17 protein-coding genes are annotated in these 20612 nt (G+C 45.3%); 6 read left to right on the plus strand and 11 right to left on the minus strand.

Going from position 1 to position 20612, the window contains the following annotated elements; all coding sequences use genetic code 11:
* Positions 1-112: 112 nt before the first annotated feature.
* The 5 genes from prpC to I3248_RS02850 form a co-directional block, all read right to left on the minus strand.
* Positions 113-1252 carry a 2-methylcitrate synthase gene (prpC, locus tag I3248_RS02830; protein WP_238062471.1) on the minus strand — a complete coding sequence of 380 codons (1140 nt, stop codon included), beginning with the start codon at positions 1250-1252 and terminating at the stop codon, positions 113-115.
* Positions 1253-1345: 93 nt separating this feature from the next.
* Complete coding sequence (locus I3248_RS02835; protein ID WP_238062472.1) at positions 1346-1999, minus strand: DUF2059 domain-containing protein; 654 nt, start codon at positions 1997-1999, stop codon at positions 1346-1348.
* 36 nt (positions 2000-2035) lie between these two features.
* The gene (prpB, locus tag I3248_RS02840; protein ID WP_025646999.1) at positions 2036-2926 is read right to left on the minus strand and encodes a methylisocitrate lyase; all 891 of its coding nucleotides are present in this window, start codon (positions 2924-2926) and stop codon (positions 2036-2038) included.
* Positions 2927-3396: 470 nt separating this feature from the next.
* Positions 3397-4683, minus strand: a complete 1287-nt coding sequence (locus I3248_RS02845; RefSeq protein ID WP_238062473.1) for a divalent metal cation transporter — start codon at positions 4681-4683, stop codon at positions 3397-3399.
* Between the two features lie 176 nt (positions 4684-4859).
* The gene (locus tag I3248_RS02850; RefSeq protein WP_238062474.1) at positions 4860-5876 is read right to left on the minus strand and encodes a LysR family transcriptional regulator; all 1017 of its coding nucleotides are present in this window, start codon (positions 5874-5876) and stop codon (positions 4860-4862) included.
* Positions 5877-6120: 244 nt separating this feature from the next.
* Between I3248_RS02850 and I3248_RS02855 the strand changes: the two genes are divergently transcribed.
* The 4 genes from I3248_RS02855 (at position 6121) to I3248_RS02870 (ending at position 9951) form a co-directional block, all read left to right on the plus strand.
* The gene (locus tag I3248_RS02855; protein WP_238062475.1) at positions 6121-6810 is read left to right on the plus strand and encodes a hypothetical protein; all 690 of its coding nucleotides are present in this window, start codon (positions 6121-6123) and stop codon (positions 6808-6810) included.
* Between the two features lie 232 nt (positions 6811-7042).
* Positions 7043-7465: a hypothetical protein gene (locus I3248_RS02860; RefSeq protein WP_238062476.1), complete on the plus strand. Its 423-nt coding sequence runs from the start codon at positions 7043-7045 to the stop codon at positions 7463-7465.
* A gap of 307 nt (positions 7466-7772) precedes the next feature.
* Positions 7773-8804, plus strand: a complete 1032-nt coding sequence (locus tag I3248_RS02865; protein ID WP_238062477.1) for a virulence protein RhuM/Fic/DOC family protein — start codon at positions 7773-7775, stop codon at positions 8802-8804.
* A gap of 478 nt (positions 8805-9282) precedes the next feature.
* Positions 9283-9951, plus strand: a complete 669-nt coding sequence (locus tag I3248_RS02870) for a hypothetical protein (protein WP_238062478.1) — start codon at positions 9283-9285, stop codon at positions 9949-9951.
* A gap of 120 nt (positions 9952-10071) precedes the next feature.
* On the opposite strand, the gene I3248_RS02875 is transcribed toward I3248_RS02870, so the two are convergent.
* From I3248_RS02875 to I3248_RS02890, 4 genes are all read right to left on the minus strand, one after another.
* A complete protein-coding gene (locus tag I3248_RS02875; RefSeq protein WP_238062479.1) occupies positions 10072-10815 on the minus strand; it encodes a M90 family metallopeptidase in 744 nt (247 codons plus the stop codon).
* A gap of 165 nt (positions 10816-10980) precedes the next feature.
* Complete coding sequence (uvrA, locus tag I3248_RS02880; protein ID WP_238062480.1) at positions 10981-13536, minus strand: excinuclease ABC subunit UvrA; 2556 nt, start codon at positions 13534-13536, stop codon at positions 10981-10983.
* A gap of 171 nt (positions 13537-13707) precedes the next feature.
* Positions 13708-14676, minus strand: coding sequence for an EamA family transporter (locus tag I3248_RS02885; protein ID WP_238062481.1), 969 nt, complete (start codon positions 14674-14676; stop codon positions 13708-13710).
* A gap of 75 nt (positions 14677-14751) precedes the next feature.
* Positions 14752-15426, minus strand: coding sequence for a LysE family translocator (locus I3248_RS02890; protein WP_238062482.1), 675 nt, complete (start codon positions 15424-15426; stop codon positions 14752-14754).
* Between the two features lie 206 nt (positions 15427-15632).
* On the opposite strand from I3248_RS02890, the gene I3248_RS02895 reads away from it, so the two are divergent.
* Complete coding sequence (locus I3248_RS02895; protein WP_238062483.1) at positions 15633-17045, plus strand: PLP-dependent aminotransferase family protein; 1413 nt, start codon at positions 15633-15635, stop codon at positions 17043-17045.
* Here I3248_RS02895 and I3248_RS02900 read toward each other — a convergent pair.
* Positions 17018-17887, minus strand: coding sequence for a LysR family transcriptional regulator (locus tag I3248_RS02900; RefSeq protein ID WP_238062484.1), 870 nt, complete (start codon positions 17885-17887; stop codon positions 17018-17020). The genes I3248_RS02895 and I3248_RS02900 overlap by 28 nt on opposite strands.
* A gap of 123 nt (positions 17888-18010) precedes the next feature.
* On the opposite strand from I3248_RS02900, the gene I3248_RS02905 reads away from it, so the two are divergent.
* Positions 18011-19156, plus strand: a complete 1146-nt coding sequence (locus I3248_RS02905) for an S-(hydroxymethyl)glutathione dehydrogenase/class III alcohol dehydrogenase (RefSeq protein ID WP_238062485.1) — start codon at positions 18011-18013, stop codon at positions 19154-19156.
* 116 nt (positions 19157-19272) lie between these two features.
* Here the strand turns inward: I3248_RS02905 and I3248_RS02910 are convergent, their stop codons facing one another.
* Complete coding sequence (locus I3248_RS02910; protein ID WP_238062486.1) at positions 19273-20517, minus strand: DUF819 family protein; 1245 nt, start codon at positions 20515-20517, stop codon at positions 19273-19275.
* Positions 20518-20612 lie beyond the last annotated feature (95 nt).

The raw sequence follows: 20612 nt of genomic DNA on the forward strand, positions 1-20612 counted from the left end.
GGGTAGGAAAAATTGAATTGAAATAAGTTGTAGGGTGCGCTAATCAGATCGGTGGGTTACGCTTTGCTAACCCACCTTACAAACCTATTATTTAAAATAAACGCTATATAGATTAACGAGCACTGATATCAGGCACTGAACGCAGCTCTTCACCGGTATATTCGGCACTTGGGCGAATAATACGGTTATTCGCGCGCTGTTCAAAGACATGAGACGCCCAGCCAGTTAGGCGCGAGCAGACAAAGATAGGCGTAAATAGCTTAGTCGGGATACCCATAAAGTGATAGGCAGAGGCATGGAAAAAGTCAGCATTACAAAATAGCTTCTTCTCGCGCCACATCACTTCTTCACAGCGCACAGATACGGGATACAATACCGTATCGCCAACATCGTCAGCTAGTTTCTCAGCCCAGCCTTTGATCACCACGTTACGCGGATCAGACTCGCTGTAGATCGCATGACCAAAGCCCATGATCTTATCTTTACGCTCGAGCATCGCCATCATCTCTTTCTCGGCTTCATCAGGTGAGCTAAAGCCCTCGATCATATCCATCGCTGCTTCATTCGCGCCGCCATGCAGATGACCACGTAGTGAGCCAATCGCGCCGGTAATACAAGAGTGAATATCAGATAGAGTTGAGGCGCAAACGCGAGCAGTAAAGGTGGACGCGTTGAACTCGTGCTCAGCATAAAGAATAAGCGAGACGTTCATCACCTTAGTATGCAGCTCGTTTGGTTTTTCACCCTTAAGCAGATGCAGGAAGTGACCGCCGATTGTATCGTCATCAGTTTCCGTTTCGATACGCTCATTGTCGTGCGTGAAACGGTACCAATAGTTAATGATAGATGGGAACACCGCCAGCATGCGATCGGTTTTATCATTTTGCTGCTCAAAGTCGGTTTCCATCTCAAGGTTACCGAGCATCGAGCAGCCGGTACGCAGCACATCCATCGGGTGCGCGTCCTTTGGAATGCGCTCAAGCACATCTTTTAGCGGCTGCGGCAGGCCACGAAGTTTTTTGAGTTTGGCCTGATAGTCATCAAGCTCGCTTTGAGTCGGCAAATTGCCATAAAGTAGTAGATAGGCGACCTCTTCAAAGACACACTTATCTGCAAGCTCTGAGACATCATAACCGCGATACGTCAGGCCAGAACCTGACTTACCAACGGTTGAGAGCGCTGTCTTGCCTGCGACTTGACCGCGTAGACCTGCGCCTGATAATACTTTTCCAGATTGGTTTTGTGCTGCCATGATTAAATTCCTTTTGGTGGCTTTTGGGGGTGAACTTGATAACTTAATAAAAAATTATACTAATAAAATAAACGAATTTGCTTCACTAAAAACTTATAGCTCTATATCGATGTTACAACGCTTAAATTCGGCGTTAATAGGGGCGTTTATTACTTCCATAGCACTGCCAGCGCCCTCAGCATTATTGACTTCCATATACTTAACGCCTAGTGGCGACTCCATAAAGGTCTGAATCTCAGCCATCTCTTCAGGAGTAGGATCAGGCATAGGTTCAGCGACCTGTTGGCCATTCATAATAAGGAGCTGCTCATTACCGAAGTCTAGTAGCTTTTGACCGACATCTGAAGCATAAAACTCGTTTAATGACGCAAGCTCAGCATCGCTAAATTTGCTTTTATAAAAGGCATCGACCTCCGACTTACCCAAATCTTTATCTCGAGCTTCAAGACAGCTGACTTGCTCTTGGCTCAGCTCACCATTGGTAAGTAGCGGCACAAATAACATCTGATCGACGGTATCTAGCGTTATCGTCGTCATGACCAGCTCATCTGAATCAGCGCTAGCACTAGAATTAGTATCGACATCCTCACTAGCGACGACGGCCGTATCGTTGACCGTATCGACGCCTTCCACCGTCTCAGTGGTAGCAGTATCATTACAGCCGGTCATAAATACCGCAGCAGCTAAAGCACAGCCTAATGAGACTTTGGATAAGATTTGCTTATTAATATGAATAACAACTGACATAGAGACCCTAAAGTTCGGTGAGTATCAACAGCTATATTACTTATTATCAGCAAACAATTTATCTAGTGTTTGCTCAAACTCATGATAATTCAAAAAGTCGTATAGCTCCATGCGTGTCTGCATTGTATCGACAACCTGTTCTTGCGTGCCATCGTCCAATAAGTGCTGATAGACATTAAGCGCCGCTTTATTCATCGCTCGAAATGCCGATAAAGGATAGAGCACCATATCGACACCGACACCGTACAGCTGCTCGGTGGTATATAGATCGGTTTGACCAAACTCTGTCATATTGGCAAGGACAGGAATGTCTAATACATCGGTAAACTTACGATACATCTCGATATCGGTCAAGGCTTCGGCGAAAATCATATCCGCGCCAGCTTCAGCGAAGGCAACGGCGCGCTCTACTGCGGCGTCCAAACCTTCGACTGATAAGGCATCAGTACGCGCCATCACCACAAAGTCAGGATCGGTCTTGGCATCCATAGCGGCCTTTAGACGATCGACCATCTCTGAGATGCTGACAATCTCCTTGTTTGGGCGGTGACCGCAGCGCTTTTGCGCGACTTGATCTTCGATATGTACCGCTGCCACGCCTGCTTTTTCCATCTTTTTGATGGTTTGCGAGATATTAAAGGCCCCGCCAAAACCGGTATCGATGTCTACTAAGAGCGGCGTGTCAACAGCATCAGTGATACGGCGCGCGTCTTCTAGTACATTATCAAGGCTGGTCATGCCCAAATCAGGCAGGCCAAAAGAGGCGTTCGCCACGCCAGCCCCAGAGAGATAAATAGCCTTATGACCGACTTGGGTGGCCATCATGGCAGTGTAAGCATTGATAGTACCAGCGATTTGTAAAGGCAGGTCATTGGCGTTTTGTTGTTGCATTGCACTACGAAAGCGTGCGCCAGCTGATGAGCTCATGTGAGAATCCTTGCATAAAAAAGATGACTTAACGTAGGAAGTCTGAATATTAAGGGTTAAATATAAGTGTGCGATATGATTTATTGCTTAAGAGTACACTCAATCACTGATATTGCAAAGTGAGAAATACAGTACTTATTTAAATTATAATTAAATAATAATTCATAATAATTAAAACTATTTATTTTTTGAATAATTATATTCATATTATTACCAATTACCTCATTATAGTATTCAAGTTACTTTGCGAGATAGATTAATCGAACGCTCCAATGTTACATTTAGTTACAATTATATCGATACTGTCAATGTGGTTTTTATAATGTAGAGAATAAGCTATCGCTAGTACTTTCCATAGTCAGCAAAAAAGCCCTCATAGCGAAGCTAAAAGGGCTTTAAGTAGTAGGGCTTTAGAGAGTAACGTAGAGTCGTAAACAATAATTAGCACTTTATCTCATAGTGAGAAGAGACTAACCGAGCAGACCAAACAGATTAGCCAAGAATAGGAGCGCAAAGCCGCCTAGGAACAGTAAACCGGCAATTGATAAAGCATTCATGCCAGCGGAGAGCTTTTGATGTTTACTTACTAAAGAGTAGTTCAGCCAACCAAAGATAGGAGCGGAGACAAACGCCGATATCATAGCGAACTTAAGCATAGCGCCAAGCTGACCCGTAAAAAAGGTAATAATCACCAAGCCGCCGCCGATAGCATAAGTGGTCCAAAAGGCGACTTGTTTTTTACTGATCTCGCTTTGACCTTTAAGCAGTCGCCAACATTCAGCATTGGCACGGCCATAGCCATCAGCGCAAGTAATCGTCGTGCCAAACATACACATGAAGGCGACAAAGGCGACCAATAAACGCGACCACTCACCAATAGTGTTGGTATACATACTGATCAGCTGACCGATATAAGCGCCGCCAACCAGCTCAATCTCTTGACCAGAGCCATATTGTACAAAGACACCTAACGATAAAAAGAATAAAGCCAAAATCGCCGAAACCGCATAGCCCACATTGAAGTCCAATAGGCCTTGACGATGGGTGGTGTGTTCCGTCATTCTTTTCGCTGAGGTCCACATTGAGGTGATAGCGGCAAACTCTAATGGCGCTGGCATCCAGCCCATAAGCGCGACGATAAAACCTAGAGTCGCTAGATTCCAAGGCGAAGCGGCAACGAAGTCAGCAGTCATCACTGTAGGCTTACCAGCAGCGATAAGTACGGCAACGACTGTAGCTGCGGTCAGCGCAATCATAATCCACTTGGTCACGCCATCGAGCAACTTGTAATGACCGGCAATCAAAAATAACCACGAGACTGCGACGATAATGAGCGACAAGCTAATTGTTGAGAGCCCAATTGAGGCAGGCAGCATAAATCCTAAAATCACCGCGGCTATCAAAGACACCGCACCGGTACTAATGATGGCGGATAAGATTGAGAGGATAAAGTAGATCCAAAGATAGGCTTTTGAGCGCTTGGCATAGCCTGCTATCAGACTCTCGCCGGTATCGTAGACATAGTCAGTACCGAAGCGAAAAAACGGATACTTAAAGACATTAGCTAAGACAATCATGATCGCCAACTGCCAGCCATATAGCGCGCCTGCCTGCGTCGATGAGATCAGATGCGAGCCGCCGATAGCCGCTGTCGCCATCAATATACCTGGACCAAAAATGCGCCAACTAAAACCTGCAGGCGCGTGGCCATCATTTTGGCTATTTATATCCGGGTTATTTATTCGTTGTGTGGTCATAGATACCTCAGTTTACATCAGGCGAGCTATCACTGACCTGTGATAGCTCGCCCACAAAGTTAAAATGATCATTATTAAAAATAGCGGAAGAGAATATAGCGCTCTTAATGGTGCGAAAATTTTTTGGTGACTTTAGCACACCTAGTAGGTTTGCGAATAATAACTATTAGCTTACCTTAGACAAACTGCTGACGCCGATAAGTGATACCGCGCTGCTCGTAGATCTCATAGATAGCAGTGAGTAGGTCATTTACTTTTGGATGAATAAAGTCTTTTAGCGTATGTAAGTAAATAGGGGAGGTGACGTTTTCATGGATCAAGCGCTGATAGCTGATCTGTTTAGTGCGCATCACTTGTAGGCTTGCAGGCACTAAGGTGATACCTTCTCCTGCAGCGACAAGGCCAAGTGCCACTTGTAGATCACTCACTTTACTGGTTCTAAGCGGGGTAATTCCGTGCTGGGCAAATAAGTATAGTAAAGGCTCAGTAACTGAATCCGTAACCGAGGCTACCTCGGGTTTGGGGGTCTGTTTTGTACGTTTATCTCGAGCGCTCGTACTCATATCAGCAGCAATAGAGTCAGTATTAATAAGGCCAGGCAGGTGAGTTTGATGATAAAGAATCAAGCGACTATTGGCCAAATCCAGTAAGCGCTGTTCTTTGACCTCAGCTAGCGGATGCGCTTTTGGCAGTGCGACAAGGTAGCGCTCATGGCGCAGTAGTATTTGCTGTATCCACGGATCTTGATGAGCAAAGCGCCCAAAACCTACATCAATCTCACCAGACTTCAGTGCCTCTATCTGCTGATAAGAGCTAATGTCCTTGAGATTAACCTCAGTATCAGTGTTTTGCTGCTTAAAGGTTGCAATGACCTCAGGCAATAGGCCATAAAGCACAGAAGGTACAAAGCCTATATTCAAGCCTTTACTAGGAGCAGACAGGCGCTGGGTCATATGCGTAATGGCATCAAGCTCTGTCAACAAAGCATCTATCTTGTCATAGAAAAATAAACCTGCAGTCGTTAGCTGCAGCGGTCTGTGGTAGCGATCAACTAAGGCGACATTCATATCTGTCTCTAGCTGCTTAAGTAACCGGCTAAGACTTGGTTGCGATATACCGGTGACTTTTGCAGCCGCACTAAAGCTTCGTAACTCAGCAATGGCAATAAACGCCTTAAGCTGTTTTAAATCCATGAAAACTCCTTTAAAACTCTATATTCGTAAATACAAATGCTGCTAGTCAGGTTTTTGCTACCTTCAGTACTATTTCTGCTGGTCTATCGATATTGTTTGGTCAATAATGAGGTAATTATTGGTTTAAGCGAATGATTGCCTATGGCGCTGATACCTATGTTAGAGCGCTTTTGTATGAAACAGCAATAGGCACTGTTGCAATAATATTTATAGCTTGAATCAGGAGCTGATTGGATATTGCCTTATGAATTATAAAGATAATAATCGTCATAACCACAGTCAGATGTCATCTGAGGAGAACGGTATTAAACCTAGTATCAATAGCCGTAGTCTGAGCGTGTACGAGCAGTATCTCAAAAAAACGATGGCAAGTATCAATCAAGATCTAAATAAAGGTACAGACAACGCTGCTCACTACCCGAACAGCTCCTTAGAAGATCATACCCAAGATAATGGTCACCGGATGATTGCGACCAATAGAATGGTCGTAGCCACTGAGGAGAGCTCAAACAACAGTGCTAGGCTGCTGACTATTATTGGTGTGTCTTGCACTTTATTACTGCTAGCGTTAGTGATTATTTTATTTAGTACTACTGACACCTTGATCGATCGCATCACAGCGGTTGACAGTCAGCTGTCTGAGGTCAGTAATAATATATCAGTCATAGGTAAAGAAAACTCATTAGCGAATACTATCGCTATGGCACAAGAAAGAGCAACAAATGCCGCCAATGCTAGAGAATTAGCGCGAGTGAAACACAGTCTAAATAGCCTTGCCCTAAACGCTGAATTAGCAAAAACTGCCCCTGAAGCTAGAATGACAACTAGAGTACGCTCAATGCAGCTTGGAGAGACCGACGTAGAGCCTACTATCAGTTACGATAGCTTTAAAGCAGAATCACAGACGGTAGTATACCGTGACAGCGCTTATTAGATTTTAATATTACAAACACCTGCTTTATAGATGACCATTTGTCTTAACGATAGTTTATGAGGTGACATACAGAGTAACGATATCTTCTTGAACCGTCTTAAAGCTTTCTGATAGCGATCATTAGCCTGCTGAAGCTGACACCCTATTATTGCAGCAAACCCAAAACCACCCTAACGACACGACTAAAAAGGGCGCTAAGGTAATAGTTATTGCTGCTGGGGTCGTTTTAATTTTGTTGGTCATAATTGCCGGTATTTTTAGTTTAATGACCAGCAATAGCTCATCGACTAGCGAAAATGTAGCGGCCGCTGAGGATAAACCCTCTATTAAACAGAGCGTTGCCGATAACCATGCTACTGTGACACCTTCTAGCAGCTCAGACGAAGATAACCAAGTAATCTTGCCAGAGCAAAAGACTGAGCTGGCTAGTGATGCTGATGAAAGTGAGATCTTGAACGCTACTGCTGTCCAAAACGCTACTGCTAGTATTGATAGTGAAGAGGACAAAGATCCGTCAGTTACTAAGCCGCCATTAACATCCAACCAAGAGGTAGCTGAAGGGCAAGTTTTGCAGAATGAAGAGTCCGCTAGCGTCAGCTATGAAGACTTTACCAAGGAAGCACAAACTACCTTGTATCGGGAGAGTGATTACTAATAGAGCTAGTATTGGTTGAGTCGAGCGGTGATAACTTAGCGGCGACTTTTAGGCGTGGCGATCATTGAGTTTATTATAGAGCGTGCCATGTTGGCAGATCGTCGTCAAGGGCGACAGATACCGTCTAAGCCATCATATTTTTAATAGTTTGTGTTGATATAAAAAAAGACTACAGCTTAGCGTTGTGGTCTTTTTTTTATATGTCATAGTGCTGACTCAATTTAAAACTGATACTGTGTGGTTAGAATGCATATTAATAGCTTAAAGCCTGCCTAATTCATAGAGCCTTATCTTGAAAGGGATAACAATGACAACCAACGATCGCATAGATAACAGTAATATAGATAATAACCAAGCAAAGATAGAGATCTACCAAGCAGCTGATGGACAATCTGCAATAGAGATTCGTTTAGAGAATGATACTTTATGGCTTTCACAAGCTCAATTAGCAGCGTTGTTTGGAAAAGATACGGATACTATCAGTCTGCACCTAAAAAACATCTATAACGAAGGCGAGCTTAACCAAGAAGCAACTACCGAGGAATCCTCGGTAGTTCGACAAGAAGGTAAGCGTCAAGTACGTCGAAAAATTCGCTTTTATAATCTAGATGCGATTATCTCTGTAGGTTATCGTGTCAACTCGAAAAAAGGCACTCAGTTTCGTATTTGGGCCACTCAGCGTCTGCGTGAATATTTAGTTCAAGGTTACACGCTAAACAAACAAAGGTTTGATAAAAACTCTAGTGAATTACAACAAGCATTGGCTTTAATTAAAAAAACCGCCCAAAGTCCTGAATTAAAGACGGATGAAGGGCGCGGACTGATCGAAATCATCAGCCGTTATACTCAGACCTTTTTATGGCTACAACGCTATGATGAGGGCTTATTGGACGATCCAGCAGGGCAGGCGGGTGGCGTCTTGCCAACCACTCACGAGGCCATGACAGCATTGAATGATCTAAAGGCTCAGCTGATATCTCGTGGTGAAGCCACTGAATTATTTGCTAGACCTCGTGGTGACGGTTTAGATAGTGTGCTGGGTAACTTACAGCAAACGGTATTTGGCGAACCTGCGTATCCAACGATTGAAAGTAAAGCGGCGCACTTATTGTATTTTATGGTTAAAAACCATCCTTTCACCGATGGTAATAAGCGCAGCGGCGCTTTTTTGTTCGTTGATTTTTTGCATCGTAATGGTAGGTTGCTCAACGATGAAGGTGATATGGTCATCAATAATACCGGGCTTGCGGCTTTAACCTTACTGGTAGCAGAGTCGGATCCCGATCAAAAAGAGATACTGATTAAGCTGATTATGAATATGCTATCGCTTGAGGGTTAATAACCCGATTAAGCTTAAGCTTCAAGCAAAATAAGCACTGCCTTAAATACTAGAGTAGCATTATCAAATCAAGCGGTGACGCTGCTGTCAAAACGCCACAAAGTTATCTTTGAAAATCTAACCGAACCATTTATCCCTCAAGGGTAGAGTCATATCGTTTAGTGATAATAGGAACTATGGTAAATTGATGAGCTCTAAGAGCTATTCAAGAATAATAAGTTAAATACTAGACTGAGCCGCACTCTAATACAGTGTATTTAACATAATATACATTATGCGAAAACAAACCAACGGCTTTTGCTTATTACAGTAGAAGCTGTTTACATAGTATTTGCTATGCTTCTTTAGCTTTTATACTTAGCCTTTATAATTATAATTAGCTTATGTATGCTGAATTTATAGTTAAGTCTTTATAAAATCGCCATTATTATAAATAATTATTGCTTGCGGTAATTTTTACTTCGTTAAGGATATTTTTATGACCAAACGCTCTCATACTTTGCAATCTTTACAATGCATCGCTGCAGCTGTGCCCTTGATCCTTGTTGGTTGTCAGCCTGCCATTCATTCGCAAAACAGCGCCGCGCAACGTAACTCAGCTATTAGCACTCCTGTGATTGAAGACCAAAGATCTACGTCAGCTTCGGCGCAGACACTTGAACAACAGGCTCTACGTATTCAACAAGCTTTGGCTAATGGCGACTACGCTAGCATTACTAATGATATTCATCCGATACACGGCGTACGCTTCTCAATGTATGCTTATGTGCGCCCAGAATCTGATAAGACCTTTAGCCGTGCTCAATTCGCTCAATATCTGCAAGAGTCTGATATTCGCTTCACTTGGGGCAAAAAAGATGGCTCAGGAAAGCCTTTAATCACGCCATTACCTGACTATTTGCAGACTTGGGTTCATGCAGATGAATTCGGTGACGAGTCAACCCTAACTATCAACGATAGCCAAGCTAGTGGCAATAGCATCGATAACTTGAGAAAAATATATCAAAACAACGATTATGTTGAGTTTTATCATGATGGCAGCGAACAATACAGCGGCATAGACTGGCGTGCTATGCGCTTAGTTTTTGATGAGTATAAAGGCAGGCGCTATTTAGTTGCTATTATCTCTGATCAGTGGACGGTTTAATGTATTAGGGACACGCCCTAGTCCAAGTCGACTGGAAACCGTCAATAAAAGGGCAATATCCTGCCCTTTATGTCTGTAACAGCTTCTAGCTAATATTATATATTCATATTTTATTATATACTATAGTGGCGTCTGCCGAAAAAACTTCACCATAATGTCGTAAATATCAGGATAAGCGTCTACGAGCTTTTGTGGCGTCTCAAAAAACACTTCACTGAGTACAGCTAAGAATTCCGCCGGATTGGTTGCGCCATAACGATCGAGTCCTGATTTGCGATGGGTTTGAAAATCCTCAAAATCACGGCTCATAATCTTGGTCCAGCGCTCAGGATCCATGTCTGGCTGCATCGGCGGAAAGCCATTAGCACGGCCATTTAGCATATCTAGCTTGTGCACAAACTCGTGAATAACGACGTTATGACCGTCACGCTCGCCTGAGTGCTTAGCATCTTTCCATGACAGAATAACGGGCCCGCGCTGCCACGCTTCACCGCTACGGTGCTGTTGACCTTCGTGGACGATGCCGTATTCGTCAACGCTTTTAGCTTCGCTTTTGTAAGACCCTGAATAAATGATAATTGACGACCAGCCTTTATACCACTCAAGACCAAGATATAAGATCGGCAGGCAGGCTTGTAGCGCAATAGACTGTCTGACTTTATCGGTAACCTCGAACCCTTGTGCGCCGGTAATAGATTTATCCGCCAAAAACAGCGTTGCTAACTCAAACAACTCGTTCATCTCATCATCGGTAAGACGCTCTAGTATGGGGATACGTCCGGCCGCTTGCTGCCAGTCAGCGACTGTAAACTCACTATTATCTAAAATACGCTGATCACGCCATTCTTTTATCATCTCAAACATGGTTGTTATATCCTTACCTCATCGCTAATAGAGAAGTTTAAGAGTGTGCTCCTGATGACATTTCTGCTTCTTTTCGTTCAATACAGTTAGAGAAATGCTGGGCTAGAACTAATGAGGATAGCCAAACACTAATATCCATTAATGCTGCCTATAGCCTTCGATAACTTAAACCATTAAAAAAGGCGCGGTTCGACTCACCTTCGACTCAGCCACTTTTTTTGGCGTCCCTTGAACGACAATCTGCCCGCCTGCATCTCCAGCTCCTGGACCCATATCGATAATCCAGTCGCTATTACTTGCCACTTGCATATCGTGCTCCACCATAATGACCGTATTGCCTGCGTCAACCAGCCCATTTAACTGCGCCATGAGCATAGAGACGTCAGCAGGATGAAGGCCTGTGGTCGGCTCATCAAGGATATAAAGCGTATCGCCGCGCTGAGTACGTTGCAGCTCAGTGGCAAGCTTAATACGCTGCGCCTCCCCGCCTGATAGCTCGGTGGCGGGCTGACCCAAACGCAGATAGCCCAGGCCAACTTGCAGTAGAGCATCTAGAGCGCGCAGGATAGGCGCTTCCTCGGCAAAAAACTCATAAGCTGCTTCAACCGTTAGATTTAGCACCTCCGCGATGTTTTTATCGCGATAAGTGATCTCCAGCGTCTCATCATTATAGCGCTGTCCATGACAAACTTGACAGGGCGCATAGACACTCGGCAAAAATAGCAACTCAACGCTGACAAACCCCAGTCCTTCACAATTTGGGCAACGACCCTTTGACGTATTAAATGAGAAGCGGCCTGCATCATAACCGCGCGCTTTAGCAGTCTTGGTCGCGGCAAATAATTTACGCACATAATCAAAGAGTCCGGTATAAGTGGCAAGGTTTGAGCGCGGTGTCCGGCCAATGGCTTTTTGGTTAATATTCACAAGCCGGCTCACTTTATCCATGCCAGATACAATATGCCCGCCGGTTGGCGCTTCAAACTCTTGCTCCAGCAAACCTGCCTCATCAGTTGGTGCCTCAGTCACCATTTCTTTCCCTAATGCTTCATTGACTAGCTCAACGAGCGCTTGACTGACCAAACTTGACTTGCCTGATCCAGATACGCCAGTAACACTAGTGAGGACCCCGAGCGGAAACTCGGCGCTTAATCCTTGTATATTATTGCGTTCTATATCAGTAAGCTTAAGCCAAGCGCTCGGCTCTCTAAGGACTTGTTTGTTTGCGCCGTCTTTATTAGTAAATAGATAGCGCGCTGTCGACGATTCTTTAATATCCTCCAGACCTTCCACAGACCCACTGTAAACAATTTCGCCGCCATGCACGCCAGCCTTAGGCCCGACATCAACCACCCAATCGGCATGCCGAATAACGCTCACATCATGCTCAACCACAAACACTGAATTGCCAGCGGCTATCAGCTCATCCAGAGCACCGAGCAGGGCTTGTGTGTCAGCAGGATGCAAGCCAGCGGAGGGCTCATCAAGCACATAGACGACGCCAAACAGTTGCGAGCGTATTTGCGTGGCTAATCTAAGACGCTGCAACTCCCCTGGAGACAAGGTCGGCGTGGTACGTTCAAGCGACAAGTAACCCAAGCCTAGCCGGGTTAACGCCTCAACGCGCGCGAGGATATCGCTAGTAATACGCTGTGCGACGATGGCTTTTTCGCGGTTGGGAGTATCATCTTTGATTTTTGTATGCGCTGTTTTTTGCAGCGCGAGCGCCAGATCGGTTAAGGTAAGCTGTGACAGCTCGCCAATATCAAGACCTGCGAATTTGACTGCTAGCGACTCCTTTTTGAGCTTTTTTCCGTGGCATTCTGGGCATACAGAGATTTGCATAAACTGCGAGACGCGTTTTTTGACTCGCGGGCTTTGAGTGGTGGTAAATGATTGCAAAATAAAGTTTCTGGCGCTGATATAGGTGCCCATATAGTTGGGTTTTTCTCCTTTTTCAATCGCAGCACGCGTTTGTTCAAGGCTATATTCAGGATAGACTGGCACCGTTGGCGTCTCATCAGTATATAAGATCCAGTCACGAGACTCTTTGGGCAGCTGGTTCCAAGGGGTGTCAATATCATAGCCAAGCGTGGTCAATATACGGCTCAGGTTTTGGCCTTGCCAAGCGCCTGGCCATGAAGCAATGGCGCGCTCACGAATGGACTTGGTCGAATCGGGCACCATCATATCCTCAGTCACATCAAACACTCGGCCAATACCTGAACACGTTGGACAAGCACCCTCTGGCGTATTGGGCGAGAACGCATCGGCATAGAGCATCTCTTGATCGGCCGGATAGTCCCCTGCCCGCGAATACAGCATCCGTAGCGCGTTAGAGATGGTGGTGACGCTTGCCACCGATGAGCGCACTGAAGGCGTTCCGCGCTGCTGCTGCAAAGCGACCGCTGGTGGCAAGCCTTCTATCGCATCAACATCAGGCTCCTCCACTTGGTCAATCAGACGGCGAGCATAAGGCGCTACCGAATCTAAATAGCGCCGCTGCGACTCAGCAAACAAAGTACCAAACGCCAGTGACGACTTCCCTGAGCCTGATATCCCGGTAAAAACCACTAGCGCATCACGTGGCAGATCAACGTCGACGTTTTTGAGGTTATGAACGCGCGCGCCTCGGACTTGCACGTGATGGTTTGATTGGCTTGTTTGTTGATTAGGAGCGCTATAAAGGTCGCGCGAGATTGTGTTATTGTGTTTGGCCATACCGCAGTCTTTCCTCTTAAATCGTTATTATTATAATATTTGATTGGCTATAGGTTAACACACCTTGATTGTCGGCTATGGCTAGGCTTACGTATTCATAGCATAGAAAGACAAATCGATAACTTTGATAATCATATGGTTCTACCCAAAAGTGTTTAGTAGCACATAGATCTAAGTACTAACAATTTTTCTTCTAAGTCCTATCCTCACATTTGCTAATATCAGTCCCGATAAGATAAGCACCATCGCCAGCAGCTTCCACCACGTCAGCGACTCCCCTGTGAGTAGCATAGAGGTCGCCATACCGAATATAGGCACTAGTAAAGCAAATGGCATCACCTTAGAAGCGGTATTTTGCGCCAGTAAGTGCGCCCAGAGTCCAAAGCCAATCAACGTTGAGATATAGACGATAAACCCAAGTGACAGCCAAGACTTGAGGGAGGCTTGCGTAACCGTTGTCAGCGTCCATGTATCCATCTCAAATATGAGAGAAGATAGCGTCAAAATCACACAAGCTATTAGCCCGCCCCAGACTACTAGTGCTAGCGCTGACAGTGCTGCTGTTTTATTCTTGCCATGAGCAGACGAAATAGGAGTCGCACTAGTATCCTGCTGCGTGTTTTTTAAGTTGAATGGCTTTGAAACCTGTTTTGAGGCCTGCTTGGACGCAATATTACCAAAGCTCCAGCCTATCGCCGCAATTAAAATACAAATAAAGCCAAGCAACGGCATATCGCCGCCAAGGTTTAATGCAATTACTCCTAACCCTAACAAACCAATTATCATTCCAACGATTTGCTTGCGACTTACCGCCTCGCCTAATATAAAATAGGCTAGCAATACGGTAATAAAAATCTGCATTTGCAATAATAGCGCTGTTAATCCTGCCGATGCTCCTAAATGCATAGCGGTAAATACAAAGGCATATTGCAGTACAAAAGTACCAATCGCATAGATAAATAACGTACGGTTGAACTTAGGTGGCTTCAAGAATAAAACCAGTGGAATGGCTGTAAAGAAGAAGCGCATGGCAGTCAGCATCAAGGGTGGAAAGCTCTCAAGTGACCATGCAATAAAGGTAAAGTTCACGCCCCATATAAAGGCAACCAATACAGCTAAGGCAATGTGGACTGAGGTCATAGGGTTGTCCTAAATAATAGTTTTTAGTTGTCGTTATTCATGCTTGAGCTTTCTATATAGCTTTATAGCTTTCATCTACAGCCAAAGCGTTACTGCGCAATACAGTGTCATGAGTACAATTACTGCATGAATCATCTTCATCACTCGCGGCAGATGCACCAGCTTTCGTAGCCAATGCCCCCCTGCCGCCCAGCAGCTGATGGATAAAATGTTGATAAGCGCACACATAGCAAGCAGCAGATAATTATCCAGCCACGGTCTACCGGCATGGAACATCGCTAGACTCGGTGCGACTACTGTCATTGTCCATGCTTTAGGGTTAAGCCATTGAAACAGTAGTGCTTGTCCAAAACTCAAAGGTAATTCACCAAAACGTTTTTTAGCCTCAATAACGGTTGCATTCGCTTGCTTGTGTTGCTCATGCTTTAGAGCATCATTGACAACAGCGGTGAAATCGGTTTTTGCCATCTGGTAAGTGAGCCATAATAGATACAGCGTTCCCAACACTTTTATAACCAACATAACAGCAGGGAAGCTGACAACCAACGCCGCCATACCCCAATAGCTGAGCCACAGCATAACTGTGACGCCCGCCGTAATACCAAGCATATGCCAGCGACATGCCCAAAATCCGCGCTTGATACTTCCATGTAATAACATTAAATTATTGGGCCCAGGCGTGATGGAATTGACTAGCATAAAAAGTGCCAGTGCCGTGATACTGCCTTCAAAGCTCGCTGTTAAGTCCATCTGCTGTTCCACCCTAATAGTGCTGAACGTTATTGATAAGACCAACTTTAATTTAAATACCCATAACGGACCCGATACAGTTTCACGATTGGTGAACAAAGTGTATAGTTACCATGGACATAACAATTGACTGGTTTGCTCTTTTAACTTTGTCTCGGAGTGAGCAAGCTGAAGTCAACACTTAAACAAAACAAGAGTGGCGCATCATGGTCGAAACCTATAAGCTCAATCCCAATTTAACCAAGACTGCAGCTGTCGCTGAATGGCTCCAGCAGCGTATTGATTGGCAAATCTACCTGCCTAATCAGCGCGTGCCATCAGTACGCAAACTGGCCAAGCTCTTGAATATATCGAGCTTTACGGTGGTACAAGCTTATGAGCAACTGGTCGCTACCAATGTATTAATCGCTAAACCCAGCTCTGGCTATTACGTCCGTACTCAAATAAATCCAGCACCGTCAAATAACGCCAAAAAACAAGCGGTTAAGTACCCAGCCATTGATACGCGATGGCTAGTGCAACAAGTCTTTAGTAATATTCCGCACCACTGCTCACCGGGCGTTGGCACTTTGCCTAGTGAGTGGGTGCGTAATGAAAAGATGGAATGGGCGATCCGGCAGGTGACGCAGCAAGCGGACAGTTTTGTTTATAATTACGGAGATATTCAAGGCTATTTGCCGCTACGCCAGCAGCTCGTGCAGCAGCTAAATACGCAAGGGATGCATACCCATGTCGATAATGTCATCACTACAGCAGGGGTATCGCAGGCGGTGACGATGGTAGCGCAATTACTGACTCAAGCAGGTGATACTGTTATCGTCGATGGTCCGGGTTGGTATTGGCTATCGAGCAGCCTGCAACAACAAGGGCTAAATGTCGTTGCTGTAGATCGTGATCATCAAGGTCCAAATATTGAGCACATGCAAAAGCTATTTGCCGCGCATCGTCCCAAGCTTTATTTGACCAATAGTGTACTGCACAATCCGACCTCTTATAATCTGCATCCTGCCCGCGCCCATCAAGTCCTTAATCTGATTCACAAATACGATGCCTATATCTTTGAGGATGATTTGTACGCCACTTTTGTACCGGGTGGACAAGTGCTGCGTTATGCCAGTCTCGATCAGTTTGAGCGCGTGCTTTATGCCACGGGGTTTTCAAAGTCCATGGCGTCAGGCTGGCGAGTCGGTATGCTAGTGTATCCTAATAAATTTATCGATGACGTACTGCGAATAAAAACTTTGAGTACTCTAAATACCCCAGAGTTTGGTGAGCGCGTTATTCACCGTCTATGGACGCACGGCGAATACCGTCGACAAATTAAAAAAGAACAACAGCAGCTGTATGCTGCGCATCAAAGACTACGTAGCGCGCTGCCCAAGATTGGCATCACATATCCTGAGCATACGCAGGCAGGACTGTTCGTTTGGGTAGATACCGGGCTAGATACTAGCCAGCTGGCACTAGATGCTTATAAGGATGGATGGCTGGTTGCGCCGGGGCAACTATTTTACCCAGATGCACGTGCTTCGACGCATCTGCGACTTAATGTATCAACGACTAGTGATGAGTTTTTGGTATGGTTAGAAGATTATTTGCTCAAATGCTCTGCTAAATAATCGACTAATAGCCTGATTTTCGATGATAAATGGCGGTTGTGCGGATAGACGGCCCAGATATCTTCTTTAGGTTCTCGGTATTTATCGAGCAGACTGACTAGCGCGCCACTTGCTAGGTATTTTTGCACATAATAATCAGGAAGCTGGACCATACCTAGGCCTTTTAATGCCGCATCTACCAAGCTGTAGCCACTGTTATAGCGCACCGGACCACTGACCTCCACCTTTTCTTCTTTCCCAGCGCTCTTAAAACGCCAATAATCTAGCGTTCCAAGTAGACAGTGATGCTGACTAAGGTCGGCTAGTTGCTGCGGCGCGCCATACTTATCTAAATAAGCAGGCGACGCGCAGACAAAACTAGTGCGGCTGCTTAGTTTCTTGGCCATCAAAGTTGAGTCATGCAAGTGTCCAATGCGTATCGCTAAGTCATAACTGCCTTCGATTAAATCGATGGTTTGATTGCTCAAAAAAGCCGTGACCTCAATATCCCGATATCGCAGCATAAAATCATTCACAAGCGGTAAGAGTTGTTGCTCGCCATAAGTGACAGGAGCAGTTAGTTTTATCTTACCCTGAGGTTTAGACTGCAAGTTACTGACTGCCTGTTCCGCGGCATTCAACTCATCTAGCACCACTCGGCAGCGCTCATAAAATACCCGGCCCTCCTCTGTCATTGATACCCTACGAGTGGTACGATAGAGAAGCTTGGTGTTCAAACGCGCCTCCAAAGCACTCACTTGCCGGCTGACTTGCGCGGTGGAAATTCCTAGCCTTTTGGCCGCTTTAGTAAAGCTTTCGTACTCGGCAACATAAACAAACTCATTAACGCCTTCCCACTGCATGATTATTACCACCTTGTAAAAGATTTTTTCAATTTTACTATATTATCATTACTCTAGAAATAATATAAAATAGTCACCATCATTCTAAACACTCGTTAAAATTAAAAATAAGGAAGCGAAGCTATGTCAAAACAAGCCAATACTACCGATGAATTTATCAAATCCAAAGCCGCTGTCGCTTGGGGCCCAAAACAGCCACTTTCTATTGAAGAAGTAGATGTAATGCTGCCGCGTAAAGGTGAGGTGCTAGTAAAGATTCTAGCCAGCGGCGTTTGTCATACTGATGCCTTTACTTTATCCGGTGAAGACCCAGAGGGCGTATTTCCCGCTATCTTAGGCCATGAAGGCGGCGGTATCGTTGAGCAAATCGGCGAAGGTGTGACTAGCGTTGCCGTTGGCGACCACGTGATACCTCTATACACTGCTGAATGCGGCGTCTGTAAAATGTGCCGCTCGGGAAAAACCAACCTGTGCTCGGCAGTACGTGAAACTCAAGGTAAAGGCTTAATGCCAGATGGCACCACGCGCTTTTATAAAGATGGCGAGCCTATTTATCACTATATGGGCTGCTCCACTTTCTCTGAGTACACCGTTCTACCTGAGATCTCTTTAGCCAAAGTCGATGAAGAGGCACCTCTAGAAAAGGTCTGCTTACTGGGCTGCGGCGTGACTACCGGCATGGGCGCAGTTATGAATACTGCTAAAGTAGAAGAAGGCTCTACTGTTGCTATTTTTGGTCTCGGTGGTATCGGCCTTGCTGCTATCATCGGCGCAAAAATGGCCAAAGCCAGCCGCATCATCGCTATCGATATCAACGAAGATAAATTCGAGTTGGCCAAAAAACTCGGCGCAACCGATTGTATTAACTCCAAAGACTACGACAAGCCTATCCAAGACGTTATCGTCGAGATGACCGATGGCGGCGTCGATTATTCGTTTGAATGTATCGGTAACGTCGATGTCATGCGCTCAGCGCTTGAGTGCTGTCATAAAGGTTGGGGCGAATCGGTGATTATCGGTGTCGCTGGCGCAGGACAAGAGATCTCCACCCGTCCATTCCAGCTTGTCACAGGCCGCGTTTGGAAAGGTTCGGCATTTGGCGGTGTCAAAGGCCGCAGTGAACTACCCGGCTACGTTGAGAGTTACTTACAAGGCGATATTCCTTTAGAGGACTTCATTACCCATACGATGCCTATCGAGGACATTAATGAAGCGTTTGACCTTATGCATAAAGGAGAAAGCATTCGCTCAGTGGTTCATTTTGAATAATAATAGCTGACGGTTATCGTTATTCTCAAAGCTGATAATTTATTCGCTTAAAAAAAGCAGCATAAAACGAGTTTATGCTGCTTTTTTAGTACCAAACAAGCTATTCTTAACCGCTACTACCCCACTACCAAACGCATCATCTGTGTACTGATATAACCGCCAAAGGTACCAACCGCATACCCTAAAATACCCAAGAACACACCAACCGGCGCCAGTGACGGATGAAAAGCGGTGGCGACAATAGGCGCTGATGACGCGCCGCCGGTATTGGCATTTGAGCCAACCGCTAAAAAGAAAAACGGCGCGCGAATGAGTCTTGCGACAATAAAGATGATAGCCACATGAATACTCATCCACATCAGGCCAATCAAGAGTAAGCGCCACTGCGAGACGATGCCGGCAAGATTGATCTGCATACCGATAGCGGCAATAAGTACAAAGATAAATACCGTACCGATTTTGGAGGCGCCGACATGATCCAGACGACGGATTTTGGTAAAGGAGAAGACAACCCCGATTAAGGTAATAATCACCACCATCCAAAAAAAGCTACTGGCAAAGCTATACTGCACCGCCCAGCTATAGGGCGCAAAAAAACCTGCAATCTGTTCTCCGACAAAATGCGCTACCCCAACCATGGCAAAACACAGTCCAAACATCACCATTAAATCATTTAAAGTGGCCGGACGCGCATGATCGCGCTCGTAGCTCTCGACAGCTTTGATGACTTTTTCTATGCTGCTGTTATCTGCTCTTAACAGGCGATCTACCTTATCGCTATGCTTGGCTAACACTAAAATCGCTAACAGCCATAATGATGCATTAGTAGTATCCACTAAGATCATCATACCGAATAAATCATCGCTAACCCCGAACAGCTCTTTCATCGCTGCCTGATTGGCCGCGCCGCCGATCCAGCTACCTGCGACCGCAGAAAACCCGCGCCACAAGGTGTCATCTGTGAACATCTCAGGTGACACCCATTTTGCCAACCCTAAACTGACAGGCCCGCTAACAATAATAGCTAAGCTTGTAGCAAAAAACATGGCAATCGCCTTCCAGCCTAGTCCCAATATCTTGGGCACATCCATCGACAGCGTCATCAGGAGTAAACTTGCTGGCAACAGATAAGTAGCGGTAAAACCATAAATCTGCGAGCCGATACCATCAGCAAACACGCCTAAGCTATTGAGCGTCGCCGGTATAAAGCAGCACAGCACAATACCTGGCAGCACGGCATAAAAGCGCCGCCAAAATTTGCCCGGCAGCCCTTGGGTATAAAATACCAAACCAATAATTGCCATGATAATGCCAAAAGCTAACGGTAGGCTGTCTATCTTTAAGTCAGAAATAGCGAGCATCTAATAGCTCCAAGCGGGATCAATTGAGAGGAAGTGAATAAGCATTGCAGTATAGAGAAGCACGAAAATGAGCGCAAGGTCGTCTCATAAGAGCG

This window comes from Psychrobacter sp. Ps3 (assembly GCF_022129275.1).
In the GTDB taxonomy this organism is placed as follows: domain Bacteria; phylum Pseudomonadota; class Gammaproteobacteria; order Pseudomonadales; family Moraxellaceae; genus Psychrobacter; species Psychrobacter submarinus.